This is a genomic window from Xanthomonas sp. D-99 (assembly GCF_017746145.1).
GTDB classification, from domain to species: Bacteria; Pseudomonadota; Gammaproteobacteria; order Xanthomonadales; family Xanthomonadaceae; genus Xanthomonas; species Xanthomonas cissicola.
Map to the genome: position 1 here is coordinate 1 of NZ_JAGHWU010000058.1, position 14,569 is coordinate 14,569.

A 14,569-nucleotide genomic window follows, 5' to 3' on the forward strand; every position below is an offset into this window, starting at 1 on the left:
GCGGAAAGCGCCAGAAATGGCGAAATTCCGAAGTTCCAAAAGCCACTCTTCGGAACGACGCCACCTTCCGCCCTGTCAGGTCTCGTTGTTCAGACCTTCCCTAACCCAGATCGATCTGCCCAAGCACGTCAAATCCGGCCTGCGCGATGCGATCGAAGTGCTGCGCGATGTGGAAGGCACCAGTTTCACCTTCTTCGAAGCGCGCGACGTGGTGCGTCACCCATTGGTGCAGCGCATCGTGACCGCCTATGACAAGCGCGATAGCGCCGTGCTACCGCCTGCGGACGACTGACCGTGCAAGGCCGCGCCCTACTGTTGGAGGGTGTGGTGGGCGCTGGCTTGCCATGAACCTGCCCATGCGCAGGCACGCCAACAGACCGACACGACCACGCGCGTCATGCTGCGGCAGCAATTTGCCGCGTCCTGTGTCTCGATGGCCGCTGCGCAAGCGACCATCCTGTTGGATCGGGCCGAACTGGAACACCTGGCGTTGGCGAAACCTGCAGCCGATGCGGCGACGGCCGATGAGGATGCGCAGCGACAGGCGCTGCTTGCCGGCACGCGAGCGCATGCGCTACTTGCCGCTACCGGCAAAGTGCACGACCGCTTCGGCTGCGCAGTGGCTCAAGATGACAAGGAAAGCGCCGACGCGCGCTATCTGGTTGGTCGCTTGCTCGAGCACGGCCAAGCCGCAATCTGGACGCAATCGCCACCGGGTCTCGCGCCGGCCCTGGAGGTCAGACGGGTCGATCCGCATTGCCGGAACGGGCCGATGGGCAGCGCGTTCTATCGTATTGCCAACGGCGGCGCGCTTGTCATGGTGCTGGTCGAGTGCGTTCGCCGATCCCGGACCGGTCGGCCAGAGCGCACACGCAGGCGTCGCAGCAAGACGCCACTCGCGCGATACTGTCATCTCTGTCTGACCTGAATGCTGGTGTTCCCATGACCAAGGGCCCTGTCCGCCTCGACGTTGCCGTCAGCTATGCGCTGCCGCGCGCCGGCCTGCCGTCGGCGGTGAGTTTTCGCAAGTGGGTGGCCGCAGCGTTGAAGGGGCGCATCCGCGAGGCCGATCTGGCGGTACGCGTGGTCGACGAGAAGGAAGGCTGCTCGCTCAATCACCATTACCGCGGCAAGGATTACGCCACCAACGTGCTGAGCTTCCCCGCCGAACTGCCGGAAGGCCTGCCCAAGGGCATCAAGATGCCGCTGCTGGGCGATCTGGTGATCTGCGCGCCGGTGGTGGCGCGCGAGGCCGCCGAGCAAGGCAAATCGCTGGCTGCGCACTACGCGCACCTGACCGTGCATGGCACCTTGCATCTGCTCGGCTGGGATCACGAAGACGACAAGGAGGCCGAGGCAATGGAGCAACTGGAGCGCGAGATCCTGGCCGACCTCGGCATCGACGACCCTTACGCAGGAGAACACTGATGCGTTTTTGCATTGCCGGCGCCCTGCTGATGTTGAGCGCGCCCGGCGCCTGGGCGCAGACCGCGACGGTGCGCCCGGACCTTGCCGCCTTGATCGAATGCCGCCAGCGCATCGGCGATTTCAGCGCGTTGGCGCCGGTACTGGCCGACCCGCTGAAGGCGGTGGCGCTGGGCTGGACGCCACTGGAGCAATCCAACCTGTTCATGACCGAGTACACGCTCAATACGCCCATTCGCGTGTTCGGCCACAGTACCGATCACATCGCGTTTTCCGGCGCCAGCATCATGGCGATCCTGGACCTGCCCGACCCGCGCCCGCTCGCCAAGCAGTTGGATCTGGAACTGGGCGTGGATAACGCCGAGAAGGTCATGTATGGGCGCGAGCTGGTCAGCGAAGACACCACCAACCCCAAGACCGGCGAGGCGATGATCGAATCGGTCGTGCTGAGCGTGACCAACGTCAAATCGCATCCGGGCAAGACCGTGGTCGGCTGCGGCTACAGCCTGGATCTGCCCTGAGCCGGGCCAGGCAACGGCGCATCCACAGCGCCGTGCCGGCTTCCTGCTAGACTGATGGCTAACGCCTGGTTTGCCGGGTGCCCTTCCCCGTCACGATGTCCGAAGACGACAGTAGCCAATCCCTAGAAACACCGGAAAAACGCCGTAGCTGGCTCGAGCGCCTCAGCGCTGCCTTCTCTGGCGAACCCCATACCCGCGACGAACTCGTCGCCTTGCTGCGGACCGCCGAACAGGACGGTCTCATCGCCGCAGACACCTTGCGCATGATGGAAGGCGCAATCTCCGTGTCCGAGCTGACCGTGGGCGATGTGATGATCTCGCGCTCGCAGATGGTCTCGCTGCCGGTGGAAGCGCGCTTCATCGACCTGATGAAGCAGGTGGTCGAATCCGGCCATTCGCGCTTCCCGGTCCACGGCGAGAACAAGGACGAAGTGCTCGGCATCCTGCTGGCCAAGGACCTGTTGCGCGGCGTGGTGGCCGACAACGGCCCTGGCAACGTGCGCGAATTGCTGCGCCCGGCGGTGCTGATCCCCGAGTCCAAGAAGCTCAACGTCCTGCTCAAGGAATTTCGTCTCTCGCGCAACCACATGGCGATCGTGGTGGACGAATACGGCGGTGTTGCCGGGCTGGTCACCATCGAGGACGTGCTGGAACAGATCGTCGGCGAGATCGACGACGAGCACGACGATGCCGAAGAAGAGAATTCGCTCATCGCGATCCAGGCCGATGGACGCTATGTGGTCGATGCGCTGACGCCGATCGAAGACTTCAACGAGCGCTTCGGCGCCGAGTTCCCCGACGACGAGTACGACACCGTGGGTGGGCTGGTCACCGATGCGATCGGGCACCTGCCCGAAACCGGCGAAGAGTTGACGCTGGGGCGCTTCGCATTCCGCGTGGCCAAGGCCGATGCGCGACGCGTGCACGCCTTCCACGTCACCATTCTGCCGCCCGATCCGCAGGACGACGCTTGAACCAGCTCACCCGCAGTGCCTGCACGGCGCCGCAGCGCGGTGGCGCCTGGCAGTGGGTTGCCTGCTGGGCACTGCTCCTGTTCACGCTGCTAGTCGCCCCGCTCGCAGCGGCCCAGGCTGTCCAAGGCAGTGCTTCGCAGGACGCTGCGCTGACCGTTGCACCGGCGCCACGCGTCGGCGTAGTCACCATGCAGCCGGGCGAAGTGTTTTTCGAACGGTTCGGCCACGATGCCATCGTGGTGGTCGACCCGCGCACGCAGCAGGCCACCTCGTACAACTTCGGCTTTTTCGACCCGAGCGAGCCGGACTTCGTACCGCGTTTTGCGCGCGGCGAGATGATGTACTACCTGGTCGCGCTGCCGCTGGAAGAAGACCTGTCGCAATATCGCGATGCCGGGCGCGGTGTTAGCGTCCAGTGGCTGGATCTGCCGCCAGACCAGGCGCGCGCGCTGGCCGACGGTCTGGCGGTACGTAGCCAACCGGAAAACGCGCGCTACCACTACGACTACTTCATGGCCAACTGCGCCACCATGGTGCGCGACACGCTGGACCGTGCGATGGGCGGCGCGCTCAAATCGCAGCTGGCCGGTCGTTCGCGTGGCAATACCTTCCGCAGCGAAGCGGTGCGCCTGGCCTCCCCTGCCCCATGGATGTGGCTGGGCTTCGACCTGGGCCTGGGCCCGTACGCAGATCGTCCGCTGTCGCGTTGGGAAGAGGCCTTCGTGCCGATGCGGCTGGCAGACAGCCTGACCCAGGTGCACAACAGTGCCGGTCGCCCGTTGGTGCAATCCACGCAGGTGCTGCTACCGCACCGCATCGCGCCGGAACCCGCCGAACAACAGCGGCACTGGTGGCCGTGGCTGTTGACCGGCCTCATCGTTGCAGCCGGCGTACTGGCCCTGGGCCGCAGGCAGCGCATGCTGGCTGGACTGGCGTTACCGTTCTGGCTGTTGTGCGCCATCGGCGGCGGCCTGCTGGTGTATCTGTGGGGATTCACTGCCCACGCGTCGGCGTGGGGCAACCGCAACCTGCTGCTGGTCAACCCGCTATGCGTGCTGCTGTGGTTCGGCGGCATACGGCTGCAGCTGGGCCATCGGCCGGGCCGCTGGTTCAACGTGCTGTCCTGGGTTGTGGCGGCATGCGCGCTGGCCGCGTTGGTGATCCACTGGCTGTCCTTCCAGGCGCAGGACAACCTGCAATGGGTGATGCTGCTGCTGCCGATCCACACCGCACTTGCCATTGCCCTGCGACCGCGTGACCTGCCCGTCCGTACGCGCTGATTGAAGGATGCGCTCATGAACAGCCAAGGCCATCATCCCGATAATCCGTCCTGCGTGATCACCTGCGCTTACTACGACGGCGAAGGCAAGCGCCACGACATCAGCCTGGAGCACATCAGCGATGTGCTGCAGCAGCCGGATGGCTTCGTCTGGGTGGGGCTGTACGAGCCGCAGGAATCGGTGCTGCGCAAGTTGCAGGACGAATTCGGCCTGCACGATCTGGCGATCGAAGACGCGCTCAAGGCGCATCAACGCCCCAAGGCCGAGAGTTACGGCAACTCGCTGTTCGTGGTGGTCAACACCGCGCAGCTGGTCAACGAACGCATCCGCTATGGCGAAACGCACGCCTTCCTGGGAAGGCGCTTCCTGTTGACGGTGCGGCATGGCGCGTCGCTGTCTTACGCGCCGGTGCGGCATCGGGTCGAGCGCGAGCCGGCGATGCTGCAGATGGGCGCGTCGTTCTGCCTGTATGGCGTGCTCGATTTCGTGGTCGACAATTACCTGCCGATCATGGACGAGTTCCGCGACACGCTGGAGCGTCTGGAAAAAGACATCTTCGCCGACGACTACAAGCGCGAGACGGTGGTGCGCCTGTATGAGCTCAAGCGCGAACTCAACAAGATGCGGTTGGTGGTGGCACCACTGCAGGACGTGCTCTCGCACCTCAAGCGCAACCCCGGCTCACTGATCCACGAAGAAGTCGGCATCTACCTGCGCGACGTGCTCGATCACGCCGTGCGCACCAGCGATGCCATCGACACCCTGCGCGAAATGCTGGGCACGGCGCTAAGCGTCAACCTGTCGATGGTGACGCTGGCCCAGGGCGAAACCGTCAAACGCCTCGGCGCCTGGGCCGCCCTGCTGGCCGCCCCCACCCTGATCACCAGCTGGTACGGCATGAACTTCGCCCACATGCCCGAACTCGATGCCCGCTACGCCTACCCATTGCTGGTCGCAGGCGTCGTGGGCTCGTGCCTGGTGCTGTATCGCCTGTTCAAGCGCGCTAAGTGGCTGTAGGGCCGCTACACGACGCGGGATTGGGGATTGGGCATTCGGGATTGGTTTGAGCAGTTGGCAGGTTGTTCATTTTCAACCTAGGCCAGGGTGCTCATAGGTCGCGAGCGCCTGCTATTGCGAATCTCCAATCCCAAATCCCGAATGCCCGCCGTCAAGCCACATAGATCGTCTTGACGTTCATGAACTCATGGATGCCGTGCTCGGCCAGCTCGCGGCCGAAGCCGGAGCGTTTGATGCCGCCGAAGGGCAAGCGTACATCGCTCTTGACCACTGAGTTGACGAACGCCGCGCCGCACTGCAGCTGCTGGGCCACCCGCTCGCCACGCTTGGCGTCGGCCGTCCACACGCTACCGCCGAGACCGAAGGTGGTGTCGTTGGCCACGCGCACCGCTTCGGCTTCGTCGGCAACCCGGATGATCGAGGCGACCGGACCGAAGAATTCTTCGTCGTATGCCGGCATGCCGGGGGCGACGTTGTCGAGGATGGTGGCTGGATAACCGGCATGCGAGCCGGCGACCGGTTCGCCGCCCAGCAAGACCTTGGCCCCCTTCGCCACGCTGGCCTGCACCTGCTTGTGCAATTCGTCGCGCAGGTCGGCACGCGCCATCGGCGCCAGCGTGGTGCTGTCCTGCTGCGGGTCGCCCACGACGCGCTCGGCTGCCGCCGCGACGAAGCGCTCGATGAACCGGTCGGCGATCGCATCCACGACGATGAAACGCTTGGCGGCGATGCAGGTCTGCCCGCTATTGTCGAAGCGCGACTGCACGGCCGACTGCACGGTGTGCGCCAGATCGGCGTCTTCCAGCACCACGAACGCGTCGCTGCCGCCGAGCTCCATCACGCACTTCTTGAGCTGGTCGCCTGCATTGGCGGCCAGCGAGCGACCGGCGCGTTCGCTGCCGGTCAGCGTCACCGCGGCAATGCGGTCATCGCGCAGTACATCGGCAGCCTGGTCGTTATCGATATGCAGCACATCGAACACGCCCGACGGAATGCCGGCGGCGTCCAGCACCTCTTTCATGGCGTCGGCGCAGCGCGGCACATTGCTGGCGTGCTTGAGCAGCGACACGTTGCCGGCCATCAGGCTTGGCGCCAAAAACCGGAACGCCTGCCACAACGGAAAATTCCACGGCATGACCGCGAACACGCAGCCCAGCGGTTCGTAGCGCACATAGCTTGATTGCGCTTCGGTCGGAATGTCGCGCGGCGCCAGATAGTCGGCGGCGTGTTCGGCGTAATAGGCGCAGGCCTGCGCGCACTTGTCGATCTCGGCCAGCGCCTCGCGGCGCAGCTTGCCCATCTCGGCGGTCATGATGCGTTGCAGGTCCTCGCGGCGCTTGGCCAGCTCCTCGCCAATGCGGCGCAGCAAGGCGCCACGCTCGGCCAGCGGCAACGCGGCCCAGGCCGGAAATGCCTTGGCGGAAGCAGCCAGACGCGCTTCGATGGCAGCGGCGTCCAGGGTCTGCTGGATATGCTCGACCTGGCCGTTGGCGGGGTTGACGGTGTCGTAGGACATGACGGTCTCCTATTGCGAGGCGGTCATGCTAGACGCCGGCAAGTTCGGGGCGCGTCACAATCGCCTGAAACTGCCGCAACACTGTGTTCGCAAGCACCGGCCGCCGGCCCCACCTGCTGCATGCAGTCGCACTGGTTTCGGAAGCTGCCCTGCCCAACGGTCACCCGCCTGCACGCATCTACGCCTCGCGCCCTCCTGTGGCGCTCAACCTTCGCGTTGCAGTGCCAACTGCGCATCGCGCAGGCGACGTTTTTCGCTGCGCGCCAGCAGCCACCAGCCGATCAGCGCGGCCACCGACACCGCCAGCACCATGACCGTGGCCAGCGCATTGATCTTCGGGCTGATGCCCAGACGCACCGACGAAAACACCTTGATCGGCAAGGTGGTGGAACTGGGCCCGGCCAGGAAACTGGCGATCACCACATCGTCCAGCGACAGCGTAAAGGCCAGCAGCCAGCCCGATGCCAGAGCCGGCGCGATGATCGGCAAGGTGATCTGGAAAAACACGCTCAACGGCGTGGCACCGAGATCCATCGCAGCTTCTTCCAGCGAGCGGTCCAGTTCCTGTAGCCGCGAAGAGATCACCACGGTCACGAACGACACGGTGAAGGTGACTTGGGCTACCCAGATCGCTACCGCGCCGCGTGGCGCGATGCCGAGCACGCCGCCCATCGACACCAGCAACAGCAGGATCGACAAACCGATGATGACTTCGGGCATCACCAATGGCGCGGTGATCAGCGCGCCGAACAGGGTTTTGCCGGGAAACCGCCGCATGCGCACCATCGCCATGGCGGCCATCGTGCCCAGCACCGTCGATGCGCACGCCGTCCAGAACGCCACCTCCAGGCTGACCCAGGCTGCGTCGAGCAATTGCCGGTCGCGCAATAATTCGCCGTACCACCTGGTCGAAAATCCGCCCCACACCGTTGCCAGGCGCGAGGTGTTGAACGAATACGCCATCAACAACAGGATCGGCAGATACAGGAACCCGAAACCCAACGCGAGCACGCTGCCGCCGAGCAGGCGCCCACCGCGCGCAGCGCGCATCATGTCGGCCGTCCTTCCAGCTCACGCTGCTGGTAGCGGTGGAAGATCACGATCGGCAGCAACAGCAGCAACAGCATGACCGTGGCCACGGCCGCTGCCACCGGCCAGTCGCGGTTATTGAAGAACTCGCCCCACAACACGCGCCCGATCATCAAGGTGTTCGGCCCGCCCAGCATTTCCGGGATGACGAACTCGCCCACCGCCGGAATCATCACCAGCATGCAGCCGGCCACGATACCGTTGCGCGACAGCGGCAAGGTGATGCGGACGAATGCCTGCCATGGCCGCGCGCCCAGATCGTAGGCGGCTTCGAGCAGACGCTGATCGTGCTTGACCAGGTTGGCGTACAGCGGCAACACCATGAACGGCAGATAGCAGTAGACGATGCCGATGTAGGCGGCGATCGGCGTGTACAGCAACTGCAACGGCTGCTCGATCATACCCAGCGCCAGCAGCGCCTGATTGAGCACGCCATTGCCATCGAGAATGCCGATCCACGCGTACACGCGGATCAGAAACGACGTCCACGACGGCAGCACCACCAGCATCATCGCCACGTTGCGTGTGGCCAGCGGCAGTCGCGCGATCACGTAGGCCATCGGGTAGCCGATCAACAGCGCCAGTGCGGTGGAAATGGCCGCGATCTTGATCGAACTCAGGTAGGCAGCCACGTACTGGCTATCGCGCAGCAAGGCCAGATAGTTGCCCAGATGCAGTTTGAGGCTCACCGCACCGTCGGCAGCAACCGTCACCAGCGGGGTATACGGCGGCATTGCGGTGGCGCGCTCGGCGAAGGAAATCTTCAGCACGATCAGGAACGGAATCGCGAAGAACACCAGCAGCCACAGATACGGTGCGACGATCACGCCCCAGCGCGCGCCGGGCAGCCCACGGCTAAGAGTGGCTAGCAGGACGTAGCGAGCAGCCGCCAGGGGGGCGCGGACAGCGCGCAGGAACCGCAGTGTACGAGTGGTACATGCCGATTCCGAGCACCGGCCGCGCGCCCCTGGCGGCTGCGCAGTAGTTTTGCTGGCCGCTCTCATGCGGTGAGCACCACGCCGTCGTCCTCGCCCCACCCCACCCACACGGTGTCGCCCCAGGTCAGCGCTTCGCTGGCCCAGCGCTGGCGATTGGCGAAATTGGCCATCAGCTTGACCCCGCTGGGCAAGCGCACGTGGTACACCGAATGGCTGCCGAAATAGGCGATGTCTTCGATCACGCCCTGCGCCTTGTTGCAGGCCTGGGCCGGCTCGTCCTTGCCGATCGCAAGCTTTTCCGGGCGCAGCGCGAATGCCACCGCCTGCCCCTCGAAGCCGGTGATGCCGTGGCCGATGCGGATGCAGGCATCGAACGCAGGCGTTTTCAAGGTGACGTATTCGGGCGCGTCGTCGGCGATGAGCGCATCGATCAGATTGACCGAGCCGATGAACTCGGCCGCAAACCGGTTGGCCGGCTGCTCGTAGATTTCATCGGGCGTGCCGACCTGCTGGATCCAGCCCTGGTCCATCAACGCGATCCGCGTAGCCATGGTCATGGCCTCTTCCTGATCGTGGGTGACCATGACGCAGGTCACGCCGGAGGTTTCGATGATGTTGACCAGTTCCAGCTGCATCTGCGAGCGCAGCTTTTTATCCAGCGCACCCATCGGTTCGTCCAGCAACAGCAGCTTGGGCCGCTTGGCCAGCGATCGCGCCAGGGCCACGCGCTGCTGCTGCCCGCCGGAGAGCTGATGCGGCTTGCGCCTGGCCAGCGCGCCAAGCTGCACCAGCTCGAGCATCTCGCCGACGCGGGTGGCGATCGCAGCCTTGGACAAGCCTTCCTGCTTCAGCCCAAAGGCGATGTTCTGCTCCACGCTCATATGCGGAAACAGCGCGTACGACTGGAACATCATGTTGATCGGGCGCTCGTACGGCGGCAGCGCGTCGATGGATTGACCATCCAGGACGATGCGCCCCTTAGTCGGCCGTTCGAATCCGGCAAGGCAGCGCAACAGCGTGGATTTGCCGCTACCGGAACCACCGAGCAACGCGAAGATCTCGCCCTTGCGAATCTGCAGGCTGACGTCGTCGACCGCGACGAAGCCGTCGAACTCCTTGCGGACCGCGTCGATGCTCAGGTAGACGTCCTCGCCTGCGGTGAGGTGGGGCTGCGGGGTGGCCTCGGGGGATGCCATTGAACCTCTCGATTGCGCAATGCCTGCGCCACAACGGCCAATGCCGACCATCATGGCAACATCCGGGCGCGGCCGCGCATGGGCTGCCGCGTCACGGATTGCCTTGGCTGGTCTCAGAGCGCGTCCTGCGCCGGTTCGCTCCAGCCCAGCCCCAGACTCTTCTGCAGGGCCACGTAATTCACCAGCAACTGCACCTGCGCCTGCGCGGCGGCGTCCTGCGCCGACAACTGCTGGCGCTGCACATCCAGCAGATCGATCGATGAGGTGGCGCCGGCATCGCGACGTTGCTGCATCAGCCCGGCCGAGCGCGTGGCCGAGGCTTCGGCCTGGCGTGCGACCACCAGTTGCTTGCGTGCCGAACCGAAGCGCGCCAAGGCCGAATTGGCATCCTGCAAGGCTGCCAATACGGTCCCTTCGTACGCCGCCGTACGACCGGCATTGCCGGCGCGCGCCTGCTCCACCTGCGCGCGGGTCTTGCCGAAGTCGAAGATCGACCAGCGCAGCATCGGCACGGCCAATGTGGTCCGCGCATCGGAATTGAAATCGCTCGGCGAGCCGGCGACCCAGCTCAACCCGCCCAGCAGACTCACCTGCGGGAAGTAGCCGTTCAATGCCTCGCCGATCTGCGCGCTGGAGGCGGCCAGCTCGCGCTCGGCCTTGCGCACGTCCGGGCGCCGGCGGATCAACGCACCGGCATCGTCCACGCGGACCTGTGTCGGCAACATCGGCAAAGGCTGCGGCGTGCTGAGCTGCGCATCCAGCGCGCCGGGCTCGCGCCCGACCATCAACGCCAGCTGGTCCAGCGCCTCCTGCGATTGCATTTCCAGCGGCAGGCGCTGGGCTTGCTGTTGCTGCACCTGGGTGGCGATCTGCTCGACCTGCAGGTCCGAGGCGGCGCCCTGCCCGCGGCGTTGCTGCACCAGCTGCAGCGACTGGCGAATCTTGCCCAGGTTGGCATCGGCAATGGCCAGGCGCGCCTGCAAGCCGCGGTAATTGAGGTAGACCTGCCCGACTTCGGCGGCCAGCTGCACTTGCGCATCGGCGAGCTCGGCCTCGGAGGCCTGCGCCTGCGCCAGCGCGCCTTCGGCGGCGCGACGGCGGCGGCCGAAGAAATCCAGCTCCCAGCTGGCATCGAAGCCGGCACTGTAGATCTCGGTCTTTTCCAGATCCAGCGCCTGGCTGCCGGCCGTCGGCGGCTGGCCGGGTTGACCCTGTTGCAGCCCGCCGAGCGTATCGACGATGGTCTGCGGCGGCTCGGCGTAGGCATACACCGCACTGGCGTTGAGCTTGGGCAGGCGTTCGGCGCGGCGTTGCTGGGCCAGCGCGCGGTTTGCGCGCAGCCGCGCCTGCGCCGCGCGCAGGTTGGGGCTGTCGGCCAATGCCTGGGTGACCAATTGGGTCAGGAGCGGGTCGTGCAGTTCCTCCCACCAGTGATTCAGGGGTGCGGCGGCGACCACGTCCGCGCCGCTGGCGCGATGCAGGGCGGGCGCTTGCATTGCCGCGTCGGCAACCGCTGGCGGCTTGGTGTAGTTGGGGCCGAGCATGCAGCCGCCAAGCAGCAGCGTACTCAACGCCGCAGCCAGCGGCATGCGGATCAGGCGCATGGAATCAGTGCATTGCAAGGTGCGCCCCCTTGGGTAACGGCTTGAGCAAAAAGGCCAGCGGAATCGTGCAGACCACGATCACGCCGAAGATCCAGAACAGATCGCTATAGGTCATCACCAGGGCCTGCTGTTGCACGACGCGGGCGAACTGGGCGATCGAGCGCACCGCCGCCTCGCCGCCGGCACTGCCCTGCATCTGTGCGGTCAGGCCGGCCAGCGCTTCCTGCGCACGGCTGGCGTTGGCGGTGATCGAGCTGCCGATGGTTTCGGTGTGGAAGGTCATGCGGCGCTCCTGAAAGGTGGAGATCAGCGCCAGCCCGACCGAGCCGCCCAGGTTGCGGCCGGCATTGAACAGGCCCGAGGCATCGCCTGCCAGTTCCGGCGGCACCGACGAAATCGCCGCCTGGTTGAGCGACATCATCGCCAACGCCAGGCCGCAGCCCTGCAGCAGCTGCCCGGCGACGAAGTGCGTGCCCACGGTGTCGGCAGTCAACGACAGATTGACGAAACAGGCAGCGGCAAAGCAGATCAGCCCGGCAATCACCAAGATGCGCACGTCCACCGTTTCCAGCAGCTTGGGCATCATCGGCATCAGCAACACGGTCGGCAGGCCGGACAGCAGCAGCACGTATCCGGCCTGCTCGGTGTTGTAGCCGGAGATCACTGCCAGGAACTGCGGAATCATGTACATGACGCCGAACAGAATCATGCCCACCGCCATGACCATGATGAAGACCGCGCCGAAGCTGCGCTGCAGCAGCAGCGACAGGCGGATCACCGGGGGGCGCCGCCGGAACTGGCTGATCACCAGCGCAATGAATCCGCTCAACGCAATCAGGCTCAGGGTATTGATCTCGCTGGACTCGAACCAGCGCTCGCGCTGGCCTTCTTCCAGCACCACGGTCAGCCCGCCCAGACCCGCGGTCAACCCGTAGATGCCCAGCCAATCGGCGTTGAGCAGGCCTGCCCAGTCGCCCTTTTCGTGTTTGAGACCGAGCAGCAGCAACGCGACCAGGCCAACGCAGATCGGCACGTTGATGAAAAACGCGTAGTGCCAGCTGACGTTTTCGGTCAGCCAGCCGCCAAGCAGCGGGCCGATCACCGGGCCCATGATCACGGTCATGCCGAACAAGGCGGTGCCCATGGTCTGCTGGCTGGGCGGCAACCGCGTGGCGACGATGGTCAGTGCGGTCGGAATCAGGGCGCCGCCGGCCAGGCCTTGCCCGACGCGGCCGATGATCATCATCGACAGCGACGTCGACAGCCCGCACACCACCGAGAACGCGGTGAACATCACCGCACAGATCAACAGGAAATTGCGCAGGCCCAGCGTGCGCACGAACCAGCCGGTCAGCGGGATCATGATGATCTCGGCCACCAGGTAGGCGGTGGAAATCCAGGTACCTTCGGTGCCGCTGGCGCCGACCTCGCCCTGGATGGTGGGCAGCGCGGCATTGACGATGGAAATATCCAGCGTCGCCATGAACGAGCCGATGGTGCCGGCCAGCACCGCCAGCCAGGCGCCCGGCTCGGCCTTCTCGCGCTGGGCGCTGCCGCCGGCACGCGGGCCGGTGGCGGCCGCTGCACTCATCGCGCGCGCTCCTGCTCCTGCACGCGGTCGGATTCTTGTTCGGCACGCTGTTTGGCGTCCTTGGCCGAGCGCGTGTCCACAGTGACCTCCACCGACATACCCGGCACCAGCACCTTGCGCGCCTCTTCACCGGCCAGCACACGAATGCGCACCGGCACGCGCTGGACCACCTTGGTGAAATTGCCGGTGGCGTTTTCCGGCGGGAGCAATGCGAACTGCGAGCCGGTGCCCGGCGACAGGCTCTCGACCTTGCCGTGCAGCTTTACGCCGGAAAGCGCATCGACCTCGATCTCGGCGGGCTGGCCGGGACGCATCAGGCCGACCTGGGTTTCCTTGAAATTGGCAACCAGATACAGCGATTGCTGCGGCACGATGGTCATGGTGCGGGTGCCGGCGCCGAGGTACTGGCCCACCTGCACGGTCTTGTCGCCAACCCGGCCGTGGATACGGCTGGTCAGACGGGTGTCTTCTACCGCCACGCGCGCCTGGTCGGCATCGGCGGTGGCCTGTTTTACGCCGGCCTGTGCCTGTTCCAATTGCGCGCGGCTGGCCTGGATCTGGCTCTCGCCGGCCTTGGCCTGCGCCTGCGCGGCGTCGTACTGGGCGCGTGCGCGTGCAAGATCGTGCTGCAGGCTTTCCTGATGTTCGTGGGTGTCTGCGCCGGAGGCGGCCAACGGCGCGAAGCGCTTCACTTCGGCCTGGGCGAACTTGAGGCTGGCAGCAGCTGCGGTGACCTGGGTGCGCGCCTGCAGCAGCGCCGATTCCTGTGCGGAGACATTGGCGGTGGCAGCAACGATATCGGCCTGGCGTGCGGCAATGGCGGCTTCGGCCTGCTGCAGGGTGGCCTGGTAGGTACGGTCGTCGATCTGCAGCAGCGGCTGGCCGGCCTCCACGATCTGGTTGTCGCTCACCAGCACCTTGGTCACGTAGCCGCTGACGCGCGGTGCCACGGCCACCGAATCGGCCTGCAGATAGGCGTTGTTGGTGTCCTGCATGTAGCGGCCCTTGATCAGGTAATAGGCCAGCCACACCACCAGCAAGATCAGCACCAGCACCCCGACCAGGATCAGCGTCCACTTCACCTTGGGGTTCTTCAACGGCGAGGGCTTGGGCGCCTCCTGCTCGTCGCGCGCGCCTGCGCCCTGCGCATCCGTGGCCGAAGACTGGCCGTCGTTGGACTGATGGTCGTGGTTGCTCAAAAGGATGCGTCCTGTGTGATGGGCGAGGCGCGCCACACCGCGGCCGTCTCGGCGGCGTCGGCAATGGCGGCGCAACCATACAATTATTTGAACTGCCCGGTACAGATTGCGTGATGAGCCAGTCAGCTGGCAATCGGCCTACCAGGTCCCGACGGTGCCACCCCTACGCCGTGCGCCGGGCCCGCGGCATGGGCCGTTGCACGAGGCAGCACTGCGCTC

General features: G+C 65.5%; 12 protein-coding genes, 1 other RNA gene and 2 pseudogenes. 7 read left to right on the forward strand and 8 right to left on the reverse strand.

Annotated elements, in window-relative coordinates; all coding sequences use genetic code 11:
• Positions 1-100 precede the first annotated feature (100 nt).
• From J7360_RS17420 to J7360_RS17450, 7 genes and pseudogenes are all read left to right on the forward strand, one after another.
• Positions 101-292, forward strand: a pseudogene (locus tag J7360_RS17420) (PhoH family protein); the annotation flags it as partial.
• A gap of 2 nt (positions 293-294) precedes the next feature.
• A pseudogene (locus J7360_RS17425) lies at positions 295-841 on the forward strand (hypothetical protein); the annotation flags it as partial.
• A 101-nt stretch (positions 842-942) separates the two neighbouring features.
• Positions 943-1,428 (forward strand): rRNA maturation RNase YbeY, encoded by a 486-nt coding sequence (gene ybeY, locus J7360_RS17430; RefSeq protein ID WP_003488340.1) that lies wholly within the window; start codon positions 943-945, stop codon positions 1,426-1,428.
• Positions 1,428-1,946: a hypothetical protein gene (locus J7360_RS17435; protein WP_057659048.1), complete on the forward strand. Its 519-nt coding sequence runs from the start codon at positions 1,428-1,430 to the stop codon at positions 1,944-1,946. The genes ybeY and J7360_RS17435 overlap by 1 nt, the downstream gene beginning before the upstream one ends.
• Positions 1,947-2,041: 95 nt before the next feature.
• Entirely contained in the window at positions 2,042-2,920 is an 879-nt protein-coding gene (locus J7360_RS17440; protein WP_003488337.1) for a transporter associated domain-containing protein, read from the forward strand.
• Positions 2,917-4,200, forward strand: a complete 1,284-nt coding sequence (locus J7360_RS17445) for a DUF4105 domain-containing protein (protein WP_209034329.1) — start codon at positions 2,917-2,919, stop codon at positions 4,198-4,200. The genes J7360_RS17440 and J7360_RS17445 overlap by 4 nt, the downstream gene beginning before the upstream one ends.
• Positions 4,201-4,215: 15 nt before the next feature.
• Positions 4,216-5,217: a magnesium and cobalt transport protein CorA gene (locus tag J7360_RS17450; protein WP_007970040.1), complete on the forward strand. Its 1,002-nt coding sequence runs from the start codon at positions 4,216-4,218 to the stop codon at positions 5,215-5,217.
• Between the two features lie 151 nt (positions 5,218-5,368).
• Here J7360_RS17450 and J7360_RS17455 read toward each other — a convergent pair whose 3' ends face one another.
• The 8 genes from J7360_RS17455 to J7360_RS17490 all read right to left on the reverse strand — a co-directional run bounded on the left by J7360_RS17455 (position 5,369) and on the right by J7360_RS17490 (position 14,350).
• Entirely contained in the window at positions 5,369-6,733 is a 1,365-nt protein-coding gene (locus tag J7360_RS17455; RefSeq protein WP_007963759.1) for an NAD-dependent succinate-semialdehyde dehydrogenase, read from the reverse strand.
• Positions 6,734-6,937: 204 nt separating this feature from the next.
• Positions 6,938-7,786, reverse strand: coding sequence for an ABC transporter permease subunit (locus J7360_RS17460; protein ID WP_057659053.1), 849 nt, complete (start codon positions 7,784-7,786; stop codon positions 6,938-6,940).
• The gene (locus tag J7360_RS17465; RefSeq protein ID WP_057659082.1) at positions 7,783-8,694 is read right to left on the reverse strand and encodes an ABC transporter permease subunit; all 912 of its coding nucleotides are present in this window, start codon (positions 8,692-8,694) and stop codon (positions 7,783-7,785) included. Before J7360_RS17465 ends, J7360_RS17460 begins: the two co-directional genes overlap by 4 nt.
• Positions 8,686-8,761, reverse strand: a non-coding RNA gene (locus tag J7360_RS17470) — sX9 sRNA. Before J7360_RS17470 ends, J7360_RS17465 begins: the two co-directional genes overlap by 9 nt.
• A gap of 61 nt (positions 8,762-8,822) precedes the next feature.
• Entirely contained in the window at positions 8,823-9,956 is a 1,134-nt protein-coding gene (potA, locus tag J7360_RS17475) for a polyamine ABC transporter ATP-binding protein (protein ID WP_209034331.1), read from the reverse strand.
• Between the two features lie 113 nt (positions 9,957-10,069).
• Complete coding sequence (locus J7360_RS17480) at positions 10,070-11,560, reverse strand: efflux transporter outer membrane subunit (RefSeq protein ID WP_057659054.1); 1,491 nt, start codon at positions 11,558-11,560, stop codon at positions 10,070-10,072.
• 4 nt (positions 11,561-11,564) lie between these two features.
• Positions 11,565-13,151, reverse strand: coding sequence for an MDR family MFS transporter (locus tag J7360_RS17485; RefSeq protein ID WP_022559356.1), 1,587 nt, complete (start codon positions 13,149-13,151; stop codon positions 11,565-11,567).
• Positions 13,148-14,350 (reverse strand): HlyD family secretion protein, encoded by a 1,203-nt coding sequence (locus tag J7360_RS17490; protein WP_057659056.1) that lies wholly within the window; start codon positions 14,348-14,350, stop codon positions 13,148-13,150. The genes J7360_RS17485 and J7360_RS17490 overlap by 4 nt, the downstream gene beginning before the upstream one ends.
• Positions 14,351-14,569 lie beyond the last annotated feature (219 nt).